The following is a 23,193-nucleotide window of genomic DNA, read 5'->3' on the forward strand; positions in this document are numbered from 1 at the left end:
TCAGCGTCGGCGTTCCAGGAGCATGGCGTCGCCGTAGCTGAAGAAGCGGTAGCGCTGCTCGACCGCATGCCGGTACAGCGCCATCACGTGTTCGTGGCCGGCGAAGGCGGCCACCAGCATCATCAGCGTCGACTTGGGCAGGTGGAAGTTGGTGACCATCAGGTCGACCAGCCGGAAGCGGAAGCCCGGCGTGATGAAGATGTCGGTGTCGCCTTCGGCCCGGCCGCTCAGGGCCCAGCTCTCCAGCGTGCGCACGGTGGTGGTGCCGACCGCGACGATGCGCCCGCCGGCCAGCCGGGTGCGCGCGATCGCCTCCTGCGTGGCCGCCGGGACCTCGTACCACTCGCTGTGCATGCGGTGCTCGGCGATGTTGTCGGTGCGCACCGGCTGGAAGGTGCCGGCGCCCACGTGCAGGGTCAGGCTGGCGCGGCGCACGCCGCAGGCGTCCAGGCTGGCCAGCACCGCGTCGTCGAAGTGCAAAGCGGCCGTGGGCGCCGCGATGGCGCCGGGCGAGCGCGCGAACACCGTCTGGTAGCGCTCGGCATCGTGCGGCGTGTCGGCGTGCTCGATGTACGGCGGCAGCGGCACGTGGCCGTGGCGCTCCATCAGCGCGAACGGCTCGTCGCTGAAGGCGAAGCGGAACAGCGGACCATCGGCGTCGGGCCAGCGCCGGAGCAGGGTCGCGCTGTAGCCGCCTTCCATCGCCAGCGTCGCGCCCACCGGCGGCTTCTTGCTGGCCCGCATGTGCACCACCGCCTCGCGGCCGCGCAGCACGCGCTCGACCAGCAGCTCGACCCGCCCGCCGGTGGACTTTTCGCCGAACAGGCGGGCCTTGATCACCCGCGTGTCGTTGAACACCAGCAGGTCGCCCGGCGTCAGCAGCGCCGGCAGCTCGCGGAACACGCGGTCGGCCGGCGGCAGGTGGCGGCCATCGAGCAGCCGCGAGCCGCTGCGTTCGGCCGCCGGTTGCTGGGCGATCAGTTCGGGGGGCAGGGCGAAATCGAAGTCGCCCAGGGTGTATGCGCGCATGCTCGAGGGCCGGACGGACCCGTTCGAAGGTGAAGGCAGAATTGTCCCATGTCCACTGCACAGGCCCTGTCCGCGCCGCAGAACGCCCTCGTGAAGATGGGACTGTCGCGCGACATCGACCTGGCGCTGCACCTGCCCTATCGCTACGAGGACGAGACGCGCATCGTCGCGCTGCGCGACGCCCGCGATGGCGACACGGTGCAGGTCGAGGGCACGGTGACCGACAACCACGTGGCGTACCGCCCGCGCCGGCAACTGGTGGTGACGATTGACGACGGCACCGGCGCCTGCGTGCTGCGCTTCTTCTCCTTCTATCCCTCGCAGCAGAAGGCGCTGGCGGTCGGCAACCGCATCCTGGCGCGCGGCGAGATCAAGGGCGGCCTGTTCGGCCGGCAGATGGTCCACCCGGTGTGCAAGCCGGCGGGCGGCGAGTTGCCGCAGGCGCTGACGCCGGTCTACCCCACCACGGCAGCGCTGCCGCAAGCCTACCTGCGCAAGGCCGTCGTGTCGGGACTGGCCCGGGCCGACCTGTCCGAGACGGTTCCCGCGCCGCTGCTGCCGCAGTTCGGCCTGCAGCCGGCCTGGACGCTGCGCGAGGCGCTGGCGTTCCTGCACCACCCCGGTCCCGACACGCCGCTGGCCGCGCTGGAAGACCGCAGCCACCCGGCCTGGCAGCGGCTGAAGGCGGAGGAGCTGCTGGCCCAGCAACTGTCGCAACTGCACAGCAAGCGGGAGCGGGACCGCCTGCGCGCGCCGGTGCTGCGCACGCGCCCGGGCGGGCTGCACGAGCAGTTGCTGGCGGCGCTGCCGTTCGCGCTGACGGCGGCGCAGCGCCGCGTCGGCGAGGAGATCGCGGCCGACCTCGCCCGGCCGGTGCCGATGCACCGCCTGCTGCAGGGCGACGTCGGGTCCGGCAAGACGGTGGTGGCGGCGCTGGCGGCGGCGATCGCCATCGATGCCGGCTGGCAGTGCGCGCTGATGGCGCCGACCGAGATCCTGGCCGAGCAGCACTTCCGCAAGCTGGTCGGCTGGCTCGAGCCCTTGCTGGCGCCGCTGGGCCGCAGCGTCGCCTGGCTGACCGGCGGCCAGCGCAAGAAGGAGCGCGGCGCCATGCTGGATGCGCTGGCCAGCGGCGAAGCCGCGCTGGTGGTGGGCACCCACGCGGTGATCCAGGAGCAGGTGCAATTCCGCGCACTGGGGCTGGCCATCATCGACGAGCAGCACCGCTTCGGCGTGGAGCAGCGGCTGGCACTACGGGGAAAGGCCGGTTCCGGGAGCGGTGGCGCGCACGACGGGGAAGGCGCCAATGAAGCGCCGGAGTCGCCGGGCCCGCTCGAGCCCCACCTGCTGATGATGTCCGCCACGCCCATCCCGCGCACGCTGGCGATGAGCTACTACGCGGACCTGGACGTCTCCACCATCGACGAGCTGCCGCCGGGGCGCACCCCGGTGGTCACCAAAGTGGTGGCCGACAGCCGGCGCGAGGAGGTCATCGAGCGCATCCGCGCGCAAGTGGACCAGGGCCGGCAGGTCTATTGGGTCTGCCCGCTGATCGAGGAAAGCGAGGCGCTGGACCTGCGCAACGCGACCGCCACCCACGAGGAGCTGGCCGCGGCGCTGCCCGGCGTGCAGGTCGGCCTGCTGCACTCGCGCATGCCGGCTGCCGAGAAGAAGGCGGTGATGGCGCTGTTCGCCGGCGGGCGCATGGGCGTGCTGGTGGCCACCACCGTGATCGAAGTCGGGGTGGACGTGCCCAATGCCTCGCTGATGGTGATCGAGCATGCCGAGCGCTTCGGGCTGTCGCAACTGCACCAGCTGCGCGGCCGGGTCGGCCGCGGCGCGGCGGCGTCGGCCTGCGTGCTGCTGTATTCGGCCGGTGACAATGGCCGGCTGGGCGAGACCGCACGGGCGCGCCTGAAGGCGATGGCCGAGACCGGCGACGGCTTCGAGATCGCGCGGCGCGACCTGGAGATCCGCGGCCCCGGCGAGTTCCTGGGGGCGCGCCAGTCGGGCGCGCCGCTGCTGCGGTTCGCCGACCTCGCCAGCGACACCGGGCTGCTGCAGGCGGCGCGCGCGCTGGCGCCGCAGATGCTGGACCGCTTCCCCGAACAGGCCGACCGGCACGTCCAGCGGTGGTTGGGGGGAAAATCCGAGTACCTCAAGGCCTGATCCCGAAGAACGCGAACGACCGCATGACCCTGACCGAACTCAAATACATCGTCGCCGTGGCGCGCGAAAAGCACTTCGGCAAGGCCGCCGAAGCCTGCTTCGTCTCGCAACCCACGCTGTCGGTGGCGGTCAAGAAGCTCGAGGACGAGCTGGAGGTCAAGATCTTCGAGCGCAGCGCCAACGAGGTCAGCGTCACGCCGCTGGGCGAGGAGATCGTGCGCCAGGCGCAGAGCGTGCTGGAGCAGGCCGCCGCGATCAAGGAGATCGCCAAGCGCGGCAAGGACCCGCTGGCCGGGCCCCTCAGGCTGGGCGTGATCTACACCATCGCGCCGTACCTGCTGCCCGAGCTGGTGCGCCATGCGATCGACCGCACGCCGCAGATGCCGCTGATGCTGCAGGAGAACTTCACGGTCAAGCTGCTGGAGATGCTGCGCACCGGCGAGATCGACTGCGCCATCATGGCCGAACCCTTTCCCGACACCGGGCTGGCGCTGGCGCCGCTGTACGACGAGCCGTTCTACGCCGCCGTGCCGGCCACCCACCCGCTGGCGCAGCACAAGGCCATCAACGCCCAGGAGCTCAAGAGCGAGACCATGCTGCTGCTGGGCACCGGCCACTGCTTCCGCGACCACGTGCTGGAGGTCTGCCCCGAGTTCGCGCGCTTTTCCAGCGACGCCGAGGGCATCCGCAAGAGCTTCGAGGGCTCCTCGCTGGAGACCATCAAGCACATGGTGGCGGCCGGCATGGGCGTGACCCTGGTGCCGCGCCTGTCGGTGCCGCGCGAGGCGCTCGATCCCAAGCCGCGCCGGCGCAAGGACGACCAGGCTTTCGTGCGCTACATCCCGTTCGAGGGCGAGCCGCCCAGCCGGCGCGTGGTGCTGGCCTGGCGGCGCAGCTTCACCCGCTACGAGGCCATCGCCGCGCTGCGCAACGCGATCTATGCGTGCGAGCTGCCGGGCGTCAAGCGGCTGTCCTGAGCCGGGCGCGCCTTCCGAATCCGAACGATCGACATGCAACCCACCCCTGAGCTCTACCAGCCGGGCATCCTGGACGGCATCCCGCCGCTGGCCCGCTACGTGCTGTTCAACATCGCCGGCGAGCAGCAGCCGGCCCGGGCGATCAAGGACCACTTCGGCCGGCGCCTGGCCGACAACGAGGAGATCGACGACTCGCCGGTCTCGGCCCACGTCAAGCGCACCGCGCAGGAGGACTTCGATCCGCCCGCCTTCGTGCTGCGCCGCTCCATGCCCTGGCTGGCCGGCACCCAGGCCGGCCTGATGTTCGTGGCCTTCGGCCATTCGCACGGCCCCTTCGAGGCCCAGATGCGCCGCATGGCCGGCCAGGACGACGGCATCGTCGATGGCCTGTTCGCAATCTCGAAGCCGGTGACCGGGGCCTACTTCTGGTGCCCGCCGATGCGCGGCGGCCGGCTCGACCTGAGCCGGCTCGGGTTCGAATGAGCATGCCGGCGCGGCTCGCGCTCTGGCTCGACCTGATCCGCTGGGACCGCCCGGCCGGCTGGCTGCTGCTGCTGTGGCCCACGCTCAGCGCGCTGTGGGTGGCGGCGCACGGCTTTCCCGGCTGGCACCTGCTGGCGGTGTTCACGCTGGGCACCGTCCTGATGCGCAGCGCCGGCTGCTGCCTCAACGACGTGGCCGACCGCGAGTTCGACCGCCACGTCAAGCGCACCGCCCAGCGGCCGGTCACGGCCGGGCGCATCGGGGTGAAGCAGGCGCTGGCGGTCGGCGCGGTGCTGGCGCTGGCGGCGTTCGCGCTGGTGCTGACCACCAACGCCGCCGCCATCGCCTGGTCGTTCGCCGCGCTGGCGGTCGCCCTGCTCTATCCCTATGCCAAGCGGGTGGTGTCGATGCCGCAGGCGGTGCTGGGGGTGGCCTTCAGCTTCGGCATCCCGATGGCGTTCGCGGCGGTGCAGTCGCGCGTGCCGCTGCTGGCCTGGGTGCTGCTGCTGGGCAACCTGTTCTGGGTGCTGGCCTACGACACCGAGTACGCGATGGTCGATCGCGACGACGACCTGCGCATCGGCATCAAGACCTCGGCCATCACGCTGGGCCGCGCCGACGTGGCGGTGGTGATGGCCTGCTATGGCGCCTACCTGGCGCTCTGGCTGCTGGCGCTGGCGCCGCGCGGGCTGGGCTGGCCGTTCTGGCTGGGCATCGCCGCCGCGCTGGCCCAGGCCCTGTGGCATTGGCGCCTGATCCGCGATCGCACGCGAGAGGGCTGCTTCCAGGCCTTTCGCCTGAACCACTGGGTCGGCTTCGCGGTGTTCGCCGGCATCGCCGGCGGCTATGCGCTGAAGTAGCGGCCGTCAGCCGCGGCCGAATTCGTCGCCGAGTTCGGCGGCGCGCCGGCGAGCGGCCTGCATGGCCTCGATGAAGTGCCGGGCCACCCCGGCCTGCTCCATCGACGTGAGCGCCGCGTAGGTGGTGCCGCCCTTGGAGGTGACCCGCTCGCGCAGCACCTGCGGCGGATCGCTGGACGCGCGGGCCAGCTCGGCGGCGCCGGTGAAGGTGCCGATCGCCAGCTGCAGCGCCTGGGCCGGCGGCAGCCCCATCTGCTCGCCCGCCATCGCCATCGCCTCGATGAAATAGAAGACGTAGGCCGGGCCGGAGCCGGACAGCGCCGTCACGGCGTCCAGCTGCACTTCCTCCTCGACCCACAGCGTGGCGCCGGTGGGCGCCAGCACCTGCTCGGCGAGCGCGCGGTCGGCGCCGCTCACGGCCGGGCGGGCGAACAGCGCCGTCATGCCGCGGCCGACCAGCGCCGGCGTGTTGGGCATGCAGCGCACCACCCGCTCGCTGGCCAGCCAGCGGGCGATGCTGTCCGAGCGAATGCCGGCGGCCACGCTGATGTGCAGAGCCCCGCCGGCGTGGGCGGCCACCGGCTGCGCCGCCTCGTGGAAGGCCTGCGGCTTGACCGCCCAGACCAGCAGCCGGGCGCGGGCCAGTGCCGGCCCGGCAGCCGCATCGGCCTGCACGCCCAGCTCGCGCGCCAGCCGCGCCCGGGCCTTCTCCCAGGGCTCGACCACCTGCACGTTGGCGGCGGGCAGCCCCTGCCGGAGCAGCCCGCCGATGATCGCGCTGGCCATGTTGCCGCCCCCGATGAAGGCGATCTGCGTGTCCTGGAGTGCCATGGCGCCAAGTCTAAGTGGGCCCGGACGGTGGACACGGTCGTGCTGCGAGACAATCGCCCCCGATGAAGCGAGAGGATCTGCTGGCCCGTCTGGCCAGCCCGGCGGTGTGGGACCTGGCCATCGTCGGGGGAGGGGCTACCGGGCTGGGCGTGGCGCTGGACGCGGCGGCACGCGGCTTTTCGGTGGTGCTGCTGGAGTCGCACGATTTCGCCGGCGGCACCTCGTCGCGCGCCACCAAGCTGGTGCACGGCGGGGTGCGCTACCTGGCGCAGGGCAACGTGCCGCTGGTGCGCGAGGCGCTGCACGAGCGCAGCGTGCTGCTGCACAACGCGCCCCACCTGGCGCAGCCACTGGCCTTCGTCATGCCCTCGTACCGGCTGTGGGAGACGCCCTTCTACGGCGCCGGCCTGAAGCTGTACGACGCGCTGGCCGGCAAGGCCGGACTGGCGCCGACCCGCTTCCTCAGCCGGGCCGGCACGCTGCAGGCCCTGCCGACCGCCCGCGCCTGGGGCCTCAAGGGCGGGGTCGAGTACTGGGACGGCCAGTTCGACGACGCCCGGCTGGCGCTGGCGCTGGCGCGCACCGCGGCGGCCCGCGGCGCCCTGCTGGTGAACCACTGCGCCGTCACGCAGATCCTGCACGAGGGTGGCCGCGCCAGCGGCCTGCGCTGCGAGGACCGCGAGACCGGCCGCGCGTTCGAGGTGCGCGCCCGCTGCGTGATCAACGCCGCCGGCGTCTGGGTCGACGAGCTGCGCCAGCAGGATGCCCAGGCGATCGGCCGCCCGGTGCGGCCGATCGTGGCGCCCAGCCAGGGCGTGCACGTGGTGGTCGATCGCGCCTTCCTGCCCGGCCGCCATGCCCTGATGGTCCCCAAGACGGCCGACGGCCGGGTGCTGTTCGGCGTGCCCTGGCTGGGCAAGGTGATCCTGGGCACCACCGACACCCCGCGCAGCGACCTGGCGCGCGAGCCGCGCCCGTTCCCGCAGGAGCTGGAGTTCATCCTGGGCGAGGCCGGCCGCTACCTGGCCCGGGCGCCGACCCTGGCCGATGTGCGCAGCATCTGGGTCGGGCTGCGCCCGCTCGTCAAACCCGACGACGCGGAGGCCGGGCCGACCAAGGCGCTGAGCCGCGAACACACCGTGCTGGTCGGTGCTTCCGGCCTGGTCACCGTGACCGGCGGCAAGTGGACGACCTACCGGGCCATGGCCGAGGACGTGCTGGAGCGCTGTTTTGAGGCGGGTTTGCTGGCCAGGTCTGCAGCCGGAGTGACCACCAACTTGGTCTTGCTCGGGGGCGACCTGGGCGGGCGCCCCGCGGTGCCGCTGTGCGAGCCGCCGGGCCTGCATCTGTATGGCTCCGAGGCCGCCGCCGTGCAGGCGCTGCCGGGCGCGGATGTCGAGTTGGGCGGTGGCCTGACCGAGGCCATGGTCCGCTTCGCGGCCCGCCACGAGTACGCCCGCACGGTGGAAGACGTGCTGGCGCGGCGCTCGCGGCTGCTGTTCCTGGACGCGGCGCTGGCCGGGCGGCTGGCGCCGGCGGTGGCGCGGCTGCTGCGCGAGGAAACCGGCGCCGACCCGCAGCAGGACGCCTTCAGCGCGCTGGCTGCCAGCTACCTGCCGGCAGCGCCGGCCGGCCTGGGCGGTGCCGGTATCGCCGCTGGTTTGACAATGCCTGCGAATAGGGCATAATCGCGGGCTCGCCTATTTTTGGGCGAGCTTTCAGCCTACAGCGGATCCGGGCGGCGCCAGCCGGCCGGGGACGACAGGCCCAAGACTGACCTGATCGCCCGGCATGTGCCGGGCATCGGGGACAAGTTGGGAAACATACAAATGATCCAGACTGAATCCCGGCTCGAAGTCGCCGACAACACGGGCGCGAAATCCGTCCTGTGCATCAAGGTGCTCGGTGGCTCCAAGCGTCGCTACGCCAGCGTGGGCGACATCATCAAAGTCAGCGTCAAGGAAGCTGCGCCGCGCGGCCGCGTCAAGAAGGGCGAGGTCTACAGCGCCGTCGTGGTGCGCACGGCCAAGGGCATCCGCCGCGGCGACGGCTCGCTGATCAAGTTCGACGGCAACGCCGCCGTGCTGCTCAACAACAAGCTGGAGCCGATCGGCACCCGCATCTTCGGCCCGGTGACGCGCGAGCTGCGCACCGAGAAGTTCATGAAGATCGTGTCGCTGGCCCCCGAGGTCCTGTAAGGGGAACGCAAAGTGAACAAGATCCGCAAAGGCGACGAGGTCATCGTCCTGGCTGGGCGTGACAAGGGCAAGCGCGGCAAGGTCGTGCTGCGCAAGGACGACCAGCGCGTGGTGGTCGAGGGCATCAACCTGGTGAAGAAGCACACCAAGCCCAACCCCATGGCGGGCACCACCGGCGGCATCGTCGAGAAGGCCATGCCGATCCACCAGTCCAACGTGGCGATCTACAACCCCGCCACCGGCAAGGCCGACCGGGTGGGCATCAAGGTCGAGGGCGACAAGCGCGTGCGCGTGTTCAAGTCCAGCGGCGAAGAAATCAAGGTGGCATGACCATGGCACGACTGCAACAGCATTACCGCGAAAAGGTGGTCTCCGAGCTGACCGCCAAGTTCGGCTACAAGTCGCCGATGGAGGTTCCGCGCCTGACCAAGATCACGCTGAACATGGGCGTGAGCGAGGCCGTGGCCGACAAGAAGGTGATGGACAACGCCGTCGGCGACCTGACCAAGATCGCCGGCCAGAAGCCCGTGGTGACCAAGGCCAAGAAGGCCATCGCCGGCTTCAAGATCCGCGAAGGCCAGGCCATCGGTTGCATGGTCACCCTGCGCGGCGTGAAGATGTACGAGTTCCTCGACCGCTTCGTCACCGTCGCGCTGCCGCGCGTGCGCGACTTCCGCGGCATCTCCGGCCGCGCCTTCGACGGCCGCGGCAACTACAACATCGGGGTCAAGGAACAGATCATCTTCCCCGAGATCGAGTACGACAAGGTCGATGCCCTGCGCGGCCTGAACATCAGCATCACGACCACGGCCAAGACCGACGAAGAGTGCAAGGCGCTGCTCGCGGGCTTCCGTTTCCCGTTCAAGAACTGAAGGCGCAGCATGGCCAAGACAGCTTTGATCCAACGCGAACTCAAGCGCGACAAACTGGTCGCCCAGTACGCCAAGAAGCATGCGGAACTGAAGGCGATCGCCGGCGATGCCAAGCGCAGCGACGAAGAGCGCGCCGCCGCCCGGCTGGCGCTGCAGAAGCTGCCGCGCAACGCGAACCCCACGCGCCAGCGCAACCGCTGCGAAATCACCGGCCGCCCGCGCGGCACGTTCCGCCAGTTCGGCCTGGCCCGCAACAAGATCCGCGAGATGGCGTTTTCCGGCGACATCCCCGGCGTGATCAAGGCCAGCTGGTAAACGGCGAGGAGTGACAAGACATGAGCATGAGTGATCCCATCGCCGACCTGCTGACCCGCATCCGCAACGCGCAGATGGTGGCCAAGCCGTCGGTGAGCGTGCCTGCCTCCAACCTGAAGGTCGCGATCGCCCAGGTCCTCAAGGACGAGGGCTACATCGACGGCTTCGAGGTCAAGAAGGACGGCAACAAGAGCCAGCTCGAGATCGCGCTGAAGTACTACGCCGGCCGTCCGGTGATCGAGCGCATCGAGCGCGTCAGCCGCCCCGGCCTGCGCGTGTACAAGGGCCGCGATGCCATCCCCCAGGTCATGAACGGCCTGGGCGTGGCGATCGTCACCACGCCCAAGGGCGTGATGACCGACCGCAAGGCACGTGCCACCGGCGTCGGCGGCGAAGTGCTGTGCTACGTGGCGTAAAGGGAGGGAAAGACAGATGTCCCGAGTAGCCAAGATGCCGGTCGCCGTCCCGCAGGGCGTCGACGTGCAGATCAAGGAAGACCAGATCAGCGTCAAGGGTGCGGGCGGTCAGCTCTCGCTCGCCGCCAATGCGCTGGTCAAGGTGAACAACGAAGGCGGCAAGCTGACCTTCGTGCCGGCCGACGAATCGCGCGAGGCCAATGCCATGAGCGGCACCATGCGCCAGCTCGTCAACAACATGGTGGTCGGCGTGACCAAGGGCTTCGAGCGCAAGCTGAACCTGGTCGGCGTCGGCTTCAAGGCCGCGGCCCAGGGCGCGCGCCTGAACCTGAACGTGGGCTTTTCGCACGCGGTCAACAAGGACATGCCGGCGGGCATCACGGTGGCGACGCCGGGCCCGACCGAGATCGTGGTCAAGGGCGCCGACCGCCAGCGCGTCGGCCAGGTAGCCGCCGAGATCCGTGCCATCCGTCCGCCCGAGCCCTACAAGGGCAAGGGCATCCGCTATGCGGACGAGAAGGTCGCGATCAAGGAAACCAAGAAGAAGTAAGGAGCGAACGATGTTGAACAAAAAGGAACAGCGTCTTCGCCGGGCCCGCCAGACCCGCATCCGCATCGCCACCCAGGGCGTTGCGCGGCTGACGGTCAACCGCACGAACCTGCACATCTACGCCAGCGTCATCTCCGACGACGGCAGCAAGGTGCTGGCCAGCGCCTCGACGGCCCAGGCCGACCTGCGCAAGGAGCTCGGCGCCGCCGGCAAGGGTGGCAACACCGCCGCTGCGCAGCGCGTGGGCCAGCTGATCGCCGAGCGCGCCAAGGCGGCCGGCGTCGAGAAGGTGGCATTCGACCGCGCCGGCTTCGCCTACCACGGCCGCGTCAAGGCGCTGGCCGACGCCGCGCGCGAAGCGGGCCTGCAGTTCTAACGGACACGGATCAGAGACATGGCAAGAATTCAAGCGAGAACGCAAGCTGACGGTCCGGAAGACGGCCTGCGCGAGAAGATGATCGCGGTCAACCGCGTCACCAAGGTCGTCAAGGGCGGCCGGATCCTCGGTTTCGCCGCCCTGACCGTGGTCGGCGACGGCGACGGCCGCGTCGGCATGGGCAAGGGCAAGTCCAAGGAAGTGCCCGCTGCCGTGCAGAAGGCGATGGAAGAGGCCCGCCGCAACATGACCAAGGTGTCGCTCAAGAACGGCACCCTGCACCACAACGTGGTCGGCCACCATGGCGCCGCGCACGTGATGATGGCACCCGCCCCCAAGGGAACCGGCATCATCGCCGGCGGCCCGATGCGCGCGGTGTTCGAAGTCATGGGCATCACCGACATCGTGGCCAAGAGCCACGGTTCGACCAACCCCTACAACATGGTCCGCGCCACCCTGGACGCGCTGAAGAACTCCACCACCCCCTCGGAGGTGGCGGCCAAGCGCGGCAAGTCGGTGGAAGACCTGTTCGCGGCCTGAAGCGAGGACACGAGATGGCCACCCAACAGAACACGATCAAGGTGCAGCTGGTGCGCAGCCCCATCGGCACCAAGGAATCGCACCGCGCCACCGTGCGCGGGCTCGGCCTGCGCAAGCTCAACTCGGTCTCCGAGCTGCAGGACACGCCTGCCGTGCGCGGCATGATCAACAAGATCAGCTACCTGGTGAAGGTGATCTGAACATGGAACTGAACTCCATCAAGTCCGCCGAAGGCGCGCGCAAGCCGCGCCGGCGCGTCGGCCGTGGCATCGGCTCCGGCCTGGGCAAGACCGCGGGCCGCGGCCACAAGGGCCAGAAGTCCCGCTCGGGCGGCTACCACAAGGTCGGCTTCGAAGGCGGCCAGATGCCGCTGCAGCGTCGCCTGCCCAAGCGCGGCTTCAAGTCGCAGACGCAGCGTTTCAACGCCGAGGTGTCGCTGGCGGCGCTCGAGCGCCTGGGCGCGGCCGAGGTTGACCTGCTGACTCTCAAGCAGGCCGGCCTGGTCGGCGAGCTGATCCGCAACGTCAAGGTGATCAAGTCCGGCGAGATCAAGCTCGCGGTCAAGCTGACCGGCGTCGCCGCAACCGCCGGCGCCAAGGCTGCCATCGAGGCGGCCGGCGGCAGCGTGGCCTCGGCCGAGTAAGGCAAAGGAAGCAGTGCGTGGCCACTAACGCCGCCCAACTGGCGAAGACCGGCAAGTTCGGCGACCTGCGCCGGCGGCTGTTTTTCCTGCTGCTCGCGCTGGTGGTCTACCGCATCGGGGCGCACATCCCGGTGCCCGGCATCGACCCCAGCCAGCTGCAGGCCCTGTTCAAGGGCCAGCAGGGCGGCATCCTGAGCCTGTTCAACATGTTCTCGGGCGGCGCGCTGTCGCGGTTCACGGTGTTCGCGCTGGGCATCATGCCCTACATCTCGGCGTCGATCATCATGCAACTGCTCACCTACGTGATGCCGCAGTTCGAGCAGCTGAAGAAGGAAGGCGAAGCCGGCCGCCGCAAGATCACGCAGTACACCCGCTACGGCACGCTCGGCCTGGCGCTGTTCCAGTCGCTGGGCATCGCGGTGGCGCTGGAGCAGTCGCCGGGGCTGGTGATCGACCCGGGCTTCGGCTTCCGCATGACCGCGGTGGTCAGCCTGACGGCCGGCACCATGTTCCTGATGTGGCTGGGCGAGCAGATCACCGAGCGCGGGCTGGGCAACGGAATCTCGATCCTGATCTTCGCCGGCATCGCCGCCGGCCTGCCCAGCGCCATCGGGGGCCTGCTGGAGCTGGTGCGCACCGGCGCCATGAGCATCCTGATCGCGATCTTCATCGTCGCCGTGGTCGTGCTGGTCACCTGGGTGGTGGTCTTCATCGAGCGCGGGCAGCGCAAGATCCTGGTGAACTACGCGCGCCGGCAGGTGGGCAACAAGGTGTACGGCGGCCAGTCGTCGCACCTGCCGCTCAAGCTGAACATGGCCGGCGTGATCCCGCCGATCTTCGCCTCGTCGATCATCCTGCTGCCGGCCACGGTGGTGAGCTGGTTCTCCACCGGCGATTCGATGCGCTGGCTGCGCGACATCGCCGCCACGCTGTCGCCGGGCCAGCCGATCTACGTGATGCTGTACGCGGGCGCCATCATCTTCTTCTGCTTCTTCTACACGGCGCTGGTGTTCAACAGCCGCGAAACCGCCGACAACCTGAAGAAGAGCGGCGCCTTCGTGCCCGGCATCCGGCCGGGGGACCAGACCGCGCGCTACATCGACAAGATCCTGCTGCGGCTGACGCTGGCCGGCGCGGTGTACATCACCGTCGTCTGCCTGCTGCCCGAATTCCTGATCCTGAAGTACAACGTGCCGTTCTATTTCGGCGGCACCTCGCTGCTGATCATCGTGGTGGTCACCATGGACTTCATGGCCCAGGTGCAGAATTACCTGATGAGCCAGCAGTACGAGTCGCTGCTGAAGAAGGCGAACTTCAAGACTTCACTGGGCGGCTGAGAGGAGCGAGTGTCCAAGGACGACGTGATCCAGATGCACGGGGAGGTGGTGGAAAACCTCCCCAACGCCACCTTCCGGGTGAAGCTGGAGAACGGTCATGTCGTGCTGGGTCACATCTCGGGAAAGATGCGGATGCACTACATCCGCATCCTGCCGGGGGACAAGGTCACGGTTGAATTGACGCCCTACGACTTGTCGCGGGCACGAATTGTTTTCCGCGCCAAATAGGGCGGACCAAGAGAATTTAGGAGAGAAAGAATGAGAGTTTCGGCTTCCATCAAGAAGATCTGCCGCAACTGCAAGATCATCCGCCGCAAGGGCGTGGTGCGGGTGATCTGCACCGATCCGCGGCACAAGCAGCGCCAGGGCTGAGCAACAGGCATCCAGAGGTACAGAACATGGCACGTATCGCCGGCATCAATATCCCGCCGCACCAGCACGCCGAAATTGGCCTGACGGCCATCTTCGGCATCGGCCGCACCCGCGCCCGCAAGATCTGCGAGGCCTGCGGCATTGCCTATTCGAAGAAGGTCAAGGACCTGTCCGACGCCGAACTCGAGAAGGTCCGCGAGGCCATCGGCCAGTTCACGATCGAAGGCGACCTGCGCCGCGAGACCACGATGAACATCAAGCGCCTGATGGACATCGGCTGCTACCGTGGCTTCCGCCATCGCCGCGGCCTGCCGATGCGCGGCCAGCGCACGCGCACCAACGCCCGCACCCGCAAGGGTCCGCGCAAGGCCGCCCAGGCGCTCAAGAAATAAACCGGGAAAGTAATCTCACATGGCCAAGTCCCCCGCCAACACCGCAGCGCAGCGCGTTCGCAAGAAGGTCCGCAAGAACGTGTCGGACGGCATCGCGCACGTGCACGCGTCGTTCAACAACACGATCATCACGATCACCGACCGCCAGGGCAACGCGCTGTCCTGGGCGTCCTCCGGCGGCCAGGGCTTCAAGGGCTCGCGCAAGTCGACGCCGTTCGCCGCGCAGGTCGCCTCCGAGGTGGCCGGCCGCGCCGCGATCGAGCAGGGCATCAAGAACCTGGAAGTCGAGATCAAGGGCCCCGGCCCGGGCCGCGAATCGTCGGTGCGCGCGCTGGGCGCGCTGGGCATCCGTATCACGTCGATCTCCGACGTGACCCCGGTGCCGCACAACGGCTGCCGCCCGCAGAAGCGCCGCCGAATCTAAGCGCCTGAAGGACACGGTCGGCCGAAGGCGGACCGTGTTTCCAGTTAGTTTCAAAGCCCACCGCCGTCGGTCCCCGCTGACGGCTCCCGCGGCAGACGGCCGCGGCAGATGAACAAAGGAAAGACAAGTGGCACGTTATCTCGGCCCGAAGGCCAAACTCTCCCGCCGCGAAGGCACGGACCTGTTCCTCAAGAGCGCCCGCCGCTCGATCAGCGACAAGGCCAAGTTCGACTCCAAGCCCGGCCAGCACGGCCGCACCTCGGGCCAGCGCACCAGCGACTTCGGCCTGCAGCTGCGCGAGAAGCAGAAGGTCAAGCGCATGTACGGCGTGCTGGAAAAGCAGTTCCGCCGCTACTTCGAGGAAGCCGACCGCCGCCGGGGCAACACCGGTGCCAACCTGCTGTTCCTCCTGGAATCGCGCCTGGACAACGTCGTGTACCGCATGGGCTTCGGTTCGACCCGCGCCGAGGCGCGCCAGCTGGTGAGCCACAAGGCCATCACGGTCAACGGCCAGCCGGTGAACATCGCCTCGTACATGGTCAAGACCGGCGACGTGATCGCCGTGCGCGAGAAGTCCAAGAAGCAGAACCGCGTGGTCGAAGCCCTGCAGCTGGCCCAGCAGGTGGGCATCCCGGCGTGGGTGGAAGTGAATGCCGACAAGGCCGAAGGCACCTTCAAGAAGGTGCCGGATCGCGACGAGTTCGGCGCCGACATCAACGAGTCGCTGATCGTTGAGCTGTACTCGCGTTAATCGCGAGGCACCCGAAAAGGAAGCGAGGCTGCCCATGCAGCCTCGTCCTTGTAGAAGTTTTCGTTCCCTCGTTGCGGAACACCGCAACTTGGGGCTTCACCAGCCTTACCGGTGTAACGAGCCGGGGGTATTGAGAGGAAGTCCTGCATGCAAACCAACCTGCTGAAACCCAAAGCCATCAACGTGGAACAGCTTGGCACCAACCGGGCCAAGGTGACGCTGGAGCCGTTCGAGCGCGGCTACGGCCACACGCTGGGCAACGCCCTGCGCCGGGTGCTGCTGTCCTCGATGGTCGGGTATGCGGCAACCGAAGTCACCATCGCCGGTGTGCTTCACGAGTACTCGTCGATCGACGGCGTCCAGGAAGACGTTGTCAGCATCCTGCTGAACCTCAAGGGCGTGGTCTTCAAGCTGCACAACCGCGACGAGGTCACCCTGTCGCTGCGCAAGGACGGCGAAGGCGTCGTCACCGCGGCCGACATCCAGACCCCGCACGACGTCGAGATCATCAACCCCGAGCATGTCATCGCCCACCTGTCGCAAGGCGGCAAGATCGACATGCAGATCAAGGTCGAGAAGGGCCGCGGCTACGTGCCGGGCACCATGCGCCGCTACGCCGACGAGCCGACCAAGTCGATCGGCCGCATCGTGCTGGACGCGTCGTTCTCGCCGGTCAAGCGCGTCAGCTACACGGTCGAGAGCGCCCGCGTCGAGCAGCGCACCGACCTCGACAAGCTGGTGGTGGAGATCGAGACCAACGGCGCCATCACCGCCGAAGACGCCGTGCGCGCCTCGGCCAAGATCCTGGTCGAGCAGCTGGCGGTGTTCGCCCAGCTGGAAGGCAGCGAACTGGCCGCCTTCGACCAGCCGGTGCAGCGCAGCAGCCAGCAGTTCGACCCGATCCTGCTGCGTCCGGTCGACGAGCTGGAGCTGACGGTGCGCTCGGCCAACTGCCTGAAGGCCGAGAATATCTACTACATCGGCGACCTGATCCAGCGCACCGAGAACGAGCTGCTCAAGACGCCCAACCTGGGCCGCAAGTCGCTCAACGAGATCAAGGAAGTGCTTGCCTCGCGCGGCCTGACGCTTGGCATGAAGCTCGAGTCCTGGCCGCCGGCCGGCCTCGACAAGCGGTAAGCGCTCCGATAGCGCTCCGCCAATACGGAAGACAAGGCTGCTCGCGGCCCCGTTTTCCGATGATGAACCGCCCAGTACCTGGTACGGCTGGGCGAACTAGAACGGAAAGGAAAGCACCATGCGCCACGGCCACGGCCTCCGCAAACTCAACCGCACCAGCGAGCACCGCCTCGCGATGCTGCGCAACATGATGAACTCGCTGATCGAGCACGAGGTGATCAAGACCACCGTGCCCAAGGCGAAGGAGCTGCGCCGCGTCATCGAGCCGATGATCACCCTCAGCAAGCAGGACACGCTGGCCAACAAGCGCCTGGCCTTCGACCGCCTGCGCGACCGCGAAAGCGTCGCCAAGCTGTTCGGCGAGCTGGGCCCGCGCTACCAGGCCCGCCCGGGCGGCTACACGCGCATCCTGAAGATGGGCTTCCGCGTCGGCGACAACGCGCCGATGGCGCTGGTCGAGCTGGTGGACCGCCCCGAGCCCGCCGAGGGCGGCGAGACGCCCGCGAGCTGATCGACCCTTCTGCATCCAGGATGCCAACGCCCACGACGCAAGTCGTGGGCGTTGTCGTTTTCGGGGGCGTCGAACCGTTTTCCGGGGGGACCCGCAGTGGCTACCAGGCGATCTGGCTGCCGCTGCTGCACGCCGGTGTCGAAAGCATCACTTCTTGAGACGGCGTAAAGACCGGGGTGCCGCTGCATCAGACAATTCGACATGCAACACACATCCGGTTACCTTCCGGCTCGGCCCGGACGGGGCGCCGGCCCTCCCATCGGCGGCCCCACCGAGTTCTGCAACTCCCTCCCATGCTGGCAGTTGAATCCGCGATCGACATTCCCCCGCAGCCCGACGGCGCCGTACGCAGCGGCAACAGCTGCGAACTGTGCGCGACCCGCCCTGCCTGCATCCTGGCCAACCAGAGCAGCATCATGCTGCGCGCCCTGCAGCCGGCCATCCATGAACTGAAATTCCGCAAGGGCGACGTGCTGCTGGAGGAAGGGCAGCACTCGTCGCAGGTCAAGGTGATCAAGGTCGGCAGCGTCTTCGGCTACCGCTGCGGGCTCGACGGGGCGTCGCGGCCGATCGGCATCGCAGGCCGCGGCGCCGCCTTCGGCATGTTCGCCTTCTTCGGCCAGCCCAACCAGGTGACCGGCATCGCCGCCACCGCCGGCCGCGCCTGCGTGATCGCGGTGCCGGCGCTGCAGGCCCGGGCCCGGGAAAGCGCGGTTTTGTCCGAGCAGATCGCGGCCAGCATGGCGCGCGGCTGCGGCGCGATTGCCGCCTGGTCGGAGTGCATGCGCATGAACGGCATCACCAACCAGCTCGCCTATTCCGTGCTGCTGCTTTCGCAGGCCCAGCGCAGCGCCATCGTCGAGCTGCCGACCCACTCGGCGCTGGCGGCCCTGCTGGGCACCACCCGGGAGACCATCGCGCGCGCGCTCGGGACGCTGGAACGCCAGGGCATCATCCGCCGGCTGGAGCGTCGCCTGTGCGAGGTGATGCGCAACCGGGTGCTGAACCTGATCAACAGCAACGCGGCCGGCCCCGGCCGGAGCCCGAACTACCTCGAGCCCGCCGGCGACGCCTCGGCGTAGCGCACGATTTCCGGCGCGATCGCCGCCAGCGGCAGTACCCGCTCGACCGCGCCGGCGCGGATCGCTTCGCGGTTCATGCCGAACACCACGCTGCTGGCCTCGTCCTGCGCCACGGTCCGCGCGCCGGCGCGCCGCAGCTCCAGCAGGCCGAGCGCGCCATCGGCGCCCATGCCGGTCATGATGATGCCCAGCGCACCCGGGCCGGCGGCGCCCGCCACCGAGCGGAACAGGACATCGACCGACGGGCAATGGTGGTGCACTGACGGGCCGCGCCGCACCTCCACGCCATAGCCGCTGCCGCCGCGCCGCAGGCTCATGTGCCGGCCGCCGGGCGCGATCAGCACCCGGCCGGGCAGGACCGCGTCGCCGTCGCGGGCCTCGCGCACCTCCAGCCGGCACAGCGCATCAAGCCGCTCGGCGAAGGCGGCGGTGAACTTCTCCGGCATGTGCTGCACCACCACCATCCCCGGCACCGCGGCCGGCAGCGCCTTGAGCACGGCCTCCAGCGCCTGGGTGCCGCCGGTGGACGCGCCCAGCGCGATCACCCGCGCGGCGCCATCGCGCCGTCCGCCGGCGCCGGGTTCAGTGGCGGCCGGACTCGGCACCGGGGGCGAGCCGACCGCGGCCAGGTTGCGCACGTTCACCAGCGCGGCGGCGCGCACCGCCTGCACCAGCTCGGCCGCCGATTCGTGCAGGTTCCCCCGCAGCGCGGCCCTTGGCTTGGCGACGACCGAGACGGCACCGGCGGCCAGCGCCTGCACCGTCATCGCGGCGCCATGTCCGGTGAGGCTGGAGCAGACCACCACCGGCGTCGGGCGCTGCGCCATGAGCCGGCGCAGGAAGGTGAGGCCGTCCATGCGCGGCATCTCGATGTCCAGCACGATCACGTCCGGCCAATGGCTGCGCATGCGCTGCATCGCGAACAGCGGGTCGGCCACGGCGGCCTGCACATGCAGGCCGCCGTCTTGCGACAGGATCTCCGTCAGCGCCTGGCGCGCGACCGCGGAGTCGTCGACGATCAGGACGCCGGTCTTTCCCATGGCCTGCCTGGTGCCGCAACCGCCGGCGCCGACTGCGCCCGGCGCAGCCACACGTCCCCGCTCCACACATCGAAGATCACGTTGCGGTGGCCCTCGCCCCCGAGATCGTGGGACAGCAGCCGGAAACCCGCCCGCTCCAGCAACGTCCGGCCGGCTTCCATGTTCCGGCGCGAGACGTCGATGGCGGCCGCGCCCTCGCGCGGCCCGAACATGCAGCCGCCGCCGAACAGCTTGGCCTGGTAGTCCGCCGGGCCGGTACCGGTGCGCCGCAGCTCCCGCAGCAGCAGTTCCATCGCCTCGTCGCCGTAGCGCCCGTCCAGCGGCTCATCGCCGGCGCGGGCCCGCGGCCGCGACGGCAGCATGAAGTGGCACATGCCGCCGATGCGCCGCTGCGGATGCCACAGCACGATGGCGACGCAGGAGCCGAGCACCGTGCGGATGCGTGTCTTCTCGTCGCCGAACCAGAGCTCGCCGGGCTGCAGGAAGACCTCCAGCACGTCCGGCGGCGCGGGCAGGACAGCCATCGTTTCAAGGCTTCAGATAGATCGCCGGGGCCACCGGCCGCAGGCCGGTGCGCAGGCCGGCCAGGCTCTCGGAATGGCCGATCAGCAGGTGGCCGCCCGGCCGCAGGCAGGCGAGCACCCGGTCCAGCACGGCCTGCTTGGTGGATGCGTCGAAATAGATCATGACGTTGCGCAGCAGGATCAGCTCGAACTCGCCCAGGGCCGGCAGCGGACCGTTCAGGTTGACCTGCTGGAAGCGCACGCGGGACGCCGCCTCGGGCGCGACGGCGAACTGGCCCTCGTGCCGCCCGGTGCCCTTCAGGCAATGGGCGTGCAGCAGCGCGGTCGGGATCTGGCCGGCCCGCGCCATCGGGTAGCGGGCCTGGCGGGCGCGCTCCAGCACGCGCGAGCTGAGGTCCGAGGCGAGCACCTCCCAGGGCCGGTCGCCGAGCGTGCTGCACAGGACCAGGGCGATGCTGTACGGCTCCTCGCCGCTGGAGCAGGCGGCGCTCCACACCCGCAGCGGCTTGCCGCCGGCATGGGCCGGCACGATCCGCTCGCGCAGGAAGTCGAAGTGGCGCGGCTCGCGGAAGAACGAGGTCTCGTTGGTGGTCAGCAGATCCAGCGCGATCTGCCGTTCGGGCGCGTGGCGCGGGCTGTGCAGCAGCTCGTAGTACTCGCCGAAGCGCTGCAGCCCGTGGTGCCGCAGCCGCGAGGCCAGCCGCCCGGCCACCAGTGCCTTCTTCTGCTCGCCCAGGTGGATGCCGGCCTCGCGATGCAGCCAGGTGCTGAACGCGCGGAACTCCTGTTCGCCGATCGCCTGGGCCAGCGGCGGTGGCGGCGCAGGGCTCACCGGACGCCTGCCAGCCGCAGCGGACGGTCTTCGGTCCGTGCCGCTGGCGGCGCTTGCGGGACCGGCGGGGGCGCCGTGCGCTCCTCGACGCGGAAGAATCCGATCAGCTGCTGCAGGGCCTGGGCCTGGCCGCTCATTTCCTCGGAGGTGGCGGCCAGCTGTTCGGCGGCCGAGGCGTTCTGCTGGGTGATCTGGCTCAGCTGCCCCATCGACAGGTTGATCTGGCCGACGCTGGTGGACTGCTCCTGCGAGGCGGCGGCGATCTCCTGGACCAGCTCGCTGGTCTTCTGGATCGAGGGCACGATCTCGCCGAGCAGGCGGCCGGCGCGCTCGGCCACCGCCACCGAGGTGCCGGCCATCTCGCCGATCTCGGCGGCGGCGACCTGGCTGCGCTCGGCCAGCTTGCGCACCTCGCCGGCGACCACCGCGAAGCCCTTGCCGTGCTCGCCGGCGCGGGCCGCCTCGATGGCGGCGTTCAGCGCCAGCAGGTTGGTCTGGTAGGCGATGTCGTCGATGATGCCGATCTTGCGGGCGATGTCCTTCATGGCCGCGACGGTCTGCTCCATGGCGGCGCCGCCCTCGGCGGCCTGGCGGGCCGACTCGCCGGCCATGCCGTCGGTGACGTGGGCGTTCTCGCCGTTCTGGGTGATCGAGGCGGTCATCTGCTCGACCGAGGCGGAGGTCTCCTCCACGCTGGCCGCCTGCTCGCTCGCCCCCTGGCTCATCGACTGCGCGGTGCCGCTCATCTCCTCCGACGCCGAGGCCAGGGCATGGGCGCCGGCGCGCACCTCGCCGACCACCCGCGCCAGCCGGTCGACCATGTGGTACATGGACGCCAGCAGGCTGCCGCGGTCGGCCTTGTGCAGCGCGACGTTCACCGTCAGGTCGCCGGCGGCGATGCGGTTGGCGACCTCGGCCGCATAGGCCGGCTCGCCGCCGAGCTGGCGCAGCAGGCCGCGCGCGATCGCCGTGCCCAGCACCACCGCCAGCAGCGTCACCGCCGCCAGCAGGCCCAGCAGCATCAGCTGGGCGCGGCGCAGCCGATCGACCCGCCCTTCGACGATGCGCTCGAGCTGGCGCGACGCGGCATCGATCAGCTTGAACTGGGCATCGATGACGTCGGTGTAGGTCTTGAAATACGCCGCAGCGGGGTAGTCGACCGAACTGCCGCCCTGCAGCACCCGCTGGTCGGTCAGTTCGAGCGCCTGCCGCACCGCGGTGGCCGCCGCGTCGGCCGGGCCGGCGAGTGCATCGCGGGTGGCGGCATCGGCCGCGAAACTCTTGCCCAGCGAGATCGTCAGCCCGCGCTGCAGCTGGCGGATGCGCTCCAGCAGCGCCCCCAGCCCCTCGCGGTCGCGCACCGTCACCTCGCCCCGGGCCAGGATGGCGGCGCCGCGCGCGCGCGCCTGGCCCAGCACCTCGGTGAGGGCCGGACCCTCCGACAGCAGGCTGACCACCAGGAAGTGGCCGTCCGGCTGCGGGTCCAGCGTCAGCGAAAAGTGGTCGGCGCTGAGCGCGAGCACGTCCATCAGCCGCACGATCAGGGCCGTGTGCTTCTGGAAGCTCTCGTTGGCGTTCATGGCGCCGGCATCGGCGGCGCGCGCCAGCTGCTCCAGCTCGCGCCGCACCTGCTGCCATTCGGCGCCGAGCGCGCCGCCGACGCCGGCCACCGAATCGCCGAACGCCTGCGCCGCGCGCAGCACCTCGGCGCCCTTGGCCTGGCGAGCGGCCTGCGCGCCCTCGCCGTTCTCGAGCGCGAGCGCATTCAGCCCGCGGTGCTGCTGCACGAAGCGCAGCAGTTCCAGCGCCTGCTTGGCGGGCCGCAGCCCGCGCTGCTCGGACTGCGCCGCGCCGATCGCCTTGTCCGCCTCGGCCACGTACAGCCACGCGGGCAGTCCCATCAGCACCGCGCCCAGCGCGCCCATCAGCACGAACTTCTGCCAGACCTTCAGGCCGTCGATCACCTTCATTCGGATTCCCCGGTGCCGCCCGGGGGCGGCAGTTGTTGCGCGCCGGACAGCGCGTCCAGGCTGGCCAGTTCCTCGATCGACAGCGCGTGCGCGATCGCCAGGATGATCGCGAAGCGCTCGCCGACCTTGCCCATGCCGCTGATGAAATCGGACCGCAGCCGGGCGCCGAAGCTCGGCGGCGGCTCGATGTCGGCGTCGGCGATCTCCAGCACGGCGCTGACGGCGTCGACCAGCACGCCGATGTCCTGCGTGCTGCCTTCGTGCGGCAGCTCCAGGATCACCACGCAGGTGCGCCGCGTGGGCACCGTCGGTTCGCGTCCGAAGCGCACCGACAGGTCGATCACCGGCACCACGCGGCCGCGCAGGTTGATCACGCCGCGCATGAACGCCGGCATCAGCGGCACGTCGGTCGGCGCGCGGTACTCGATGATTTCCTTGATGGCGGCGATGCCCATCGCGAACATCTCGCCGTTCACCTGGAAGGTGAGGTACTGCCGCCGCTGCTGAGCGGCGCCGGCCGGCGCCGGCGTGCGGGGGGATGCGACTGCGTCCATGGCCGCTG

General features: G+C 69.7%; 30 protein-coding genes and 1 pseudogene. 24 read left to right on the plus strand and 7 right to left on the minus strand.

The window, feature by feature from the left end:
• Complete coding sequence (gene queA, locus PE066_RS11950) at positions 1 to 1,029, minus strand: tRNA preQ1(34) S-adenosylmethionine ribosyltransferase-isomerase QueA (RefSeq protein WP_271232764.1); 1,029 nt, start codon at positions 1,027 to 1,029, stop codon at positions 1 to 3.
• 48 nt (positions 1,030 to 1,077) lie between these two features.
• Here queA and recG point away from each other — a divergent pair, with 48 nt between their 5' ends.
• The 4 genes and pseudogenes from recG (at position 1,078) to ubiA (ending at position 5,518) form a co-directional block, all read left to right on the plus strand.
• Positions 1,078 to 3,198 (plus strand): ATP-dependent DNA helicase RecG, encoded by a 2,121-nt coding sequence (gene recG, locus PE066_RS11955; RefSeq protein WP_271232765.1) that lies wholly within the window; start codon positions 1,078 to 1,080, stop codon positions 3,196 to 3,198.
• A gap of 23 nt (positions 3,199 to 3,221) precedes the next feature.
• Positions 3,222 to 4,175 carry a hydrogen peroxide-inducible genes activator gene (locus PE066_RS11960; RefSeq protein ID WP_271232766.1) on the plus strand — a complete coding sequence of 318 codons (954 nt, stop codon included), beginning with the start codon at positions 3,222 to 3,224 and terminating at the stop codon, positions 4,173 to 4,175.
• Between the two features lie 147 nt (positions 4,176 to 4,322).
• Positions 4,323 to 4,658 (plus strand): annotated as a pseudogene (locus tag PE066_RS11965) (Dyp-type peroxidase); the annotation flags it as partial.
• On the plus strand, positions 4,655 to 5,518 hold the full coding sequence (gene ubiA / locus PE066_RS11970) for a 4-hydroxybenzoate octaprenyltransferase (protein ID WP_271232767.1): 864 nt from the start codon (positions 4,655 to 4,657) through the stop codon (positions 5,516 to 5,518). The pseudogene PE066_RS11965 and the gene ubiA, both read left to right, overlap by 4 nt.
• Before the next feature lie 6 nt (positions 5,519 to 5,524).
• Here ubiA and proC read toward each other — a convergent pair whose 3' ends face one another.
• Complete coding sequence (proC, locus tag PE066_RS11975; protein ID WP_271232768.1) at positions 5,525 to 6,349, minus strand: pyrroline-5-carboxylate reductase; 825 nt, start codon at positions 6,347 to 6,349, stop codon at positions 5,525 to 5,527.
• A 62-nt stretch (positions 6,350 to 6,411) separates the two neighbouring features.
• On the opposite strand from proC, the gene PE066_RS11980 reads away from it, so the two are divergent.
• The 20 genes from PE066_RS11980 to PE066_RS12075 all read left to right on the plus strand — a co-directional run bounded on the left by PE066_RS11980 (position 6,412) and on the right by PE066_RS12075 (position 18,265).
• The gene (locus tag PE066_RS11980) at positions 6,412 to 8,037 is read left to right on the plus strand and encodes a glycerol-3-phosphate dehydrogenase/oxidase (protein ID WP_271232769.1); all 1,626 of its coding nucleotides are present in this window, start codon (positions 6,412 to 6,414) and stop codon (positions 8,035 to 8,037) included.
• A 141-nt stretch (positions 8,038 to 8,178) separates the two neighbouring features.
• Positions 8,179 to 8,547, plus strand: a complete 369-nt coding sequence (gene rplN, locus PE066_RS11985; protein WP_271232770.1) for a 50S ribosomal protein L14 — start codon at positions 8,179 to 8,181, stop codon at positions 8,545 to 8,547.
• 12 nt (positions 8,548 to 8,559) lie between these two features.
• The gene (gene rplX, locus PE066_RS11990; protein WP_271232771.1) at positions 8,560 to 8,877 is read left to right on the plus strand and encodes a 50S ribosomal protein L24; all 318 of its coding nucleotides are present in this window, start codon (positions 8,560 to 8,562) and stop codon (positions 8,875 to 8,877) included.
• 2 nt (positions 8,878 to 8,879) lie between these two features.
• Positions 8,880 to 9,419: a 50S ribosomal protein L5 gene (gene rplE / locus PE066_RS11995; protein WP_271232772.1), complete on the plus strand. Its 540-nt coding sequence runs from the start codon at positions 8,880 to 8,882 to the stop codon at positions 9,417 to 9,419.
• Between the two features lie 9 nt (positions 9,420 to 9,428).
• Positions 9,429 to 9,734 carry a 30S ribosomal protein S14 gene (gene rpsN / locus PE066_RS12000; protein WP_271232773.1) on the plus strand — a complete coding sequence of 102 codons (306 nt, stop codon included), beginning with the start codon at positions 9,429 to 9,431 and terminating at the stop codon, positions 9,732 to 9,734.
• Between the two features lie 20 nt (positions 9,735 to 9,754).
• On the plus strand, positions 9,755 to 10,150 hold the full coding sequence (rpsH, locus tag PE066_RS12005; protein ID WP_271232774.1) for a 30S ribosomal protein S8: 396 nt from the start codon (positions 9,755 to 9,757) through the stop codon (positions 10,148 to 10,150).
• Between the two features lie 16 nt (positions 10,151 to 10,166).
• Positions 10,167 to 10,700 carry a 50S ribosomal protein L6 gene (gene rplF / locus PE066_RS12010; RefSeq protein WP_271232775.1) on the plus strand — a complete coding sequence of 178 codons (534 nt, stop codon included), beginning with the start codon at positions 10,167 to 10,169 and terminating at the stop codon, positions 10,698 to 10,700.
• Between the two features lie 10 nt (positions 10,701 to 10,710).
• Entirely contained in the window at positions 10,711 to 11,076 is a 366-nt protein-coding gene (gene rplR / locus PE066_RS12015) for a 50S ribosomal protein L18 (protein WP_271232776.1), read from the plus strand.
• Positions 11,077 to 11,094: 18 nt separating this feature from the next.
• On the plus strand, positions 11,095 to 11,616 hold the full coding sequence (gene rpsE / locus PE066_RS12020) for a 30S ribosomal protein S5 (protein WP_271232777.1): 522 nt from the start codon (positions 11,095 to 11,097) through the stop codon (positions 11,614 to 11,616).
• Between the two features lie 14 nt (positions 11,617 to 11,630).
• Positions 11,631 to 11,816 (plus strand): 50S ribosomal protein L30, encoded by a 186-nt coding sequence (gene rpmD / locus PE066_RS12025; protein ID WP_271232778.1) that lies wholly within the window; start codon positions 11,631 to 11,633, stop codon positions 11,814 to 11,816.
• 2 nt (positions 11,817 to 11,818) lie between these two features.
• A complete protein-coding gene (gene rplO / locus PE066_RS12030; protein WP_271232779.1) occupies positions 11,819 to 12,259 on the plus strand; it encodes a 50S ribosomal protein L15 in 441 nt (146 codons plus the stop codon).
• Positions 12,260 to 12,276: 17 nt separating this feature from the next.
• Positions 12,277 to 13,596, plus strand: a complete 1,320-nt coding sequence (gene secY, locus PE066_RS12035) for a preprotein translocase subunit SecY (protein WP_271232780.1) — start codon at positions 12,277 to 12,279, stop codon at positions 13,594 to 13,596.
• Between the two features lie 9 nt (positions 13,597 to 13,605).
• The gene (infA, locus tag PE066_RS12040; protein WP_271232781.1) at positions 13,606 to 13,824 is read left to right on the plus strand and encodes a translation initiation factor IF-1; all 219 of its coding nucleotides are present in this window, start codon (positions 13,606 to 13,608) and stop codon (positions 13,822 to 13,824) included.
• A 30-nt stretch (positions 13,825 to 13,854) separates the two neighbouring features.
• Positions 13,855 to 13,968, plus strand: coding sequence for a 50S ribosomal protein L36 (gene rpmJ / locus PE066_RS12045; RefSeq protein ID WP_271232782.1), 114 nt, complete (start codon positions 13,855 to 13,857; stop codon positions 13,966 to 13,968).
• Positions 13,969 to 13,994: 26 nt separating this feature from the next.
• Complete coding sequence (gene rpsM, locus PE066_RS12050) at positions 13,995 to 14,360, plus strand: 30S ribosomal protein S13 (RefSeq protein WP_271232783.1); 366 nt, start codon at positions 13,995 to 13,997, stop codon at positions 14,358 to 14,360.
• A 19-nt stretch (positions 14,361 to 14,379) separates the two neighbouring features.
• On the plus strand, positions 14,380 to 14,784 hold the full coding sequence (gene rpsK, locus PE066_RS12055; RefSeq protein ID WP_271232784.1) for a 30S ribosomal protein S11: 405 nt from the start codon (positions 14,380 to 14,382) through the stop codon (positions 14,782 to 14,784).
• A 127-nt stretch (positions 14,785 to 14,911) separates the two neighbouring features.
• Positions 14,912 to 15,535 (plus strand): 30S ribosomal protein S4, encoded by a 624-nt coding sequence (rpsD, locus tag PE066_RS12060; RefSeq protein WP_271232785.1) that lies wholly within the window; start codon positions 14,912 to 14,914, stop codon positions 15,533 to 15,535.
• A 147-nt stretch (positions 15,536 to 15,682) separates the two neighbouring features.
• Complete coding sequence (locus PE066_RS12065) at positions 15,683 to 16,672, plus strand: DNA-directed RNA polymerase subunit alpha (RefSeq protein ID WP_271232786.1); 990 nt, start codon at positions 15,683 to 15,685, stop codon at positions 16,670 to 16,672.
• 118 nt (positions 16,673 to 16,790) lie between these two features.
• Positions 16,791 to 17,183: a 50S ribosomal protein L17 gene (gene rplQ / locus PE066_RS12070; RefSeq protein ID WP_271232787.1), complete on the plus strand. Its 393-nt coding sequence runs from the start codon at positions 16,791 to 16,793 to the stop codon at positions 17,181 to 17,183.
• Positions 17,184 to 17,476: 293 nt separating this feature from the next.
• The gene (locus tag PE066_RS12075; RefSeq protein WP_271232788.1) at positions 17,477 to 18,265 is read left to right on the plus strand and encodes a Crp/Fnr family transcriptional regulator; all 789 of its coding nucleotides are present in this window, start codon (positions 17,477 to 17,479) and stop codon (positions 18,263 to 18,265) included.
• On the opposite strand, the gene PE066_RS12080 is transcribed toward PE066_RS12075, so the two are convergent.
• From PE066_RS12080 to PE066_RS12100, 5 genes are read right to left on the minus strand one after another with little or no spacing between them, the layout of a single operon-like run.
• Positions 18,232 to 19,305, minus strand: a complete 1,074-nt coding sequence (locus tag PE066_RS12080) for a protein-glutamate methylesterase/protein-glutamine glutaminase (protein ID WP_271232789.1) — start codon at positions 19,303 to 19,305, stop codon at positions 18,232 to 18,234. The genes PE066_RS12075 and PE066_RS12080 overlap by 34 nt on opposite strands.
• Positions 19,284 to 19,829: a chemotaxis protein CheD gene (locus tag PE066_RS12085; protein WP_271232790.1), complete on the minus strand. Its 546-nt coding sequence runs from the start codon at positions 19,827 to 19,829 to the stop codon at positions 19,284 to 19,286. The genes PE066_RS12080 and PE066_RS12085 overlap by 22 nt, the downstream gene beginning before the upstream one ends.
• A gap of 4 nt (positions 19,830 to 19,833) precedes the next feature.
• A complete protein-coding gene (locus PE066_RS12090) occupies positions 19,834 to 20,661 on the minus strand; it encodes a CheR family methyltransferase (protein ID WP_271232791.1) in 828 nt (275 codons plus the stop codon).
• On the minus strand, positions 20,658 to 22,631 hold the full coding sequence (locus PE066_RS12095) for a methyl-accepting chemotaxis protein (protein WP_271232792.1): 1,974 nt from the start codon (positions 22,629 to 22,631) through the stop codon (positions 20,658 to 20,660). The genes PE066_RS12090 and PE066_RS12095 overlap by 4 nt, the downstream gene beginning before the upstream one ends.
• Positions 22,628 to 23,185 (minus strand): chemotaxis protein CheW, encoded by a 558-nt coding sequence (locus PE066_RS12100; RefSeq protein WP_271232793.1) that lies wholly within the window; start codon positions 23,183 to 23,185, stop codon positions 22,628 to 22,630. Before PE066_RS12100 ends, PE066_RS12095 begins: the two co-directional genes overlap by 4 nt.
• Positions 23,186 to 23,193 lie beyond the last annotated feature (8 nt).

Origin of the sequence: Ramlibacter tataouinensis, from assembly GCF_027941915.1 — a bacterium.
Classification (GTDB): domain Bacteria; phylum Pseudomonadota; class Gammaproteobacteria; order Burkholderiales; family Burkholderiaceae_C; genus Ramlibacter; species Ramlibacter tataouinensis_C.

Coding starts and splice junctions, on each gene's coding strand:
- queA (WP_271232764.1), bottom strand. CDS start 1,029: ATGCGCGCATACACCCTGGGCGACTTCGATTTCGCCCTGCCCCCCGAA.
- recG (WP_271232765.1), top strand. CDS start 1,078: ATGTCCACTGCACAGGCCCTGTCCGCGCCGCAGAACGCCCTCGTGAAG.
- PE066_RS11960 (WP_271232766.1), top strand. CDS start 3,222: ATGACCCTGACCGAACTCAAATACATCGTCGCCGTGGCGCGCGAAAAG.
- ubiA (WP_271232767.1), top strand. CDS start 4,655: ATGAGCATGCCGGCGCGGCTCGCGCTCTGGCTCGACCTGATCCGCTGG.
- proC (WP_271232768.1), bottom strand. CDS start 6,349: ATGGCACTCCAGGACACGCAGATCGCCTTCATCGGGGGCGGCAACATG.
- PE066_RS11980 (WP_271232769.1), top strand. CDS start 6,412: ATGAAGCGAGAGGATCTGCTGGCCCGTCTGGCCAGCCCGGCGGTGTGG.
- rplN (WP_271232770.1), top strand. CDS start 8,179: ATGATCCAGACTGAATCCCGGCTCGAAGTCGCCGACAACACGGGCGCG.
- rplE (WP_271232772.1), top strand. CDS start 8,880: ATGGCACGACTGCAACAGCATTACCGCGAAAAGGTGGTCTCCGAGCTG.
- rpsN (WP_271232773.1), top strand. CDS start 9,429: ATGGCCAAGACAGCTTTGATCCAACGCGAACTCAAGCGCGACAAACTG.
- rpsH (WP_271232774.1), top strand. CDS start 9,755: ATGAGCATGAGTGATCCCATCGCCGACCTGCTGACCCGCATCCGCAAC.
- rplF (WP_271232775.1), top strand. CDS start 10,167: ATGTCCCGAGTAGCCAAGATGCCGGTCGCCGTCCCGCAGGGCGTCGAC.
- rplR (WP_271232776.1), top strand. CDS start 10,711: ATGTTGAACAAAAAGGAACAGCGTCTTCGCCGGGCCCGCCAGACCCGC.
- rpsE (WP_271232777.1), top strand. CDS start 11,095: ATGGCAAGAATTCAAGCGAGAACGCAAGCTGACGGTCCGGAAGACGGC.
- rpmD (WP_271232778.1), top strand. CDS start 11,631: ATGGCCACCCAACAGAACACGATCAAGGTGCAGCTGGTGCGCAGCCCC.
- rplO (WP_271232779.1), top strand. CDS start 11,819: ATGGAACTGAACTCCATCAAGTCCGCCGAAGGCGCGCGCAAGCCGCGC.
- rpmJ (WP_271232782.1), top strand. CDS start 13,855: ATGAGAGTTTCGGCTTCCATCAAGAAGATCTGCCGCAACTGCAAGATC.
- rpsM (WP_271232783.1), top strand. CDS start 13,995: ATGGCACGTATCGCCGGCATCAATATCCCGCCGCACCAGCACGCCGAA.
- rpsK (WP_271232784.1), top strand. CDS start 14,380: ATGGCCAAGTCCCCCGCCAACACCGCAGCGCAGCGCGTTCGCAAGAAG.
- PE066_RS12065 (WP_271232786.1), top strand. CDS start 15,683: ATGCAAACCAACCTGCTGAAACCCAAAGCCATCAACGTGGAACAGCTT.
- rplQ (WP_271232787.1), top strand. CDS start 16,791: ATGCGCCACGGCCACGGCCTCCGCAAACTCAACCGCACCAGCGAGCAC.
- PE066_RS12075 (WP_271232788.1), top strand. CDS start 17,477: ATGCTGGCAGTTGAATCCGCGATCGACATTCCCCCGCAGCCCGACGGC.
- PE066_RS12080 (WP_271232789.1), bottom strand. CDS start 19,305: ATGGGAAAGACCGGCGTCCTGATCGTCGACGACTCCGCGGTCGCGCGC.
- PE066_RS12085 (WP_271232790.1), bottom strand. CDS start 19,829: ATGGCTGTCCTGCCCGCGCCGCCGGACGTGCTGGAGGTCTTCCTGCAG.
- PE066_RS12095 (WP_271232792.1), bottom strand. CDS start 22,631: ATGAAGGTGATCGACGGCCTGAAGGTCTGGCAGAAGTTCGTGCTGATG.
- PE066_RS12100 (WP_271232793.1), bottom strand. CDS start 23,185: ATGGACGCAGTCGCATCCCCCCGCACGCCGGCGCCGGCCGGCGCCGCT.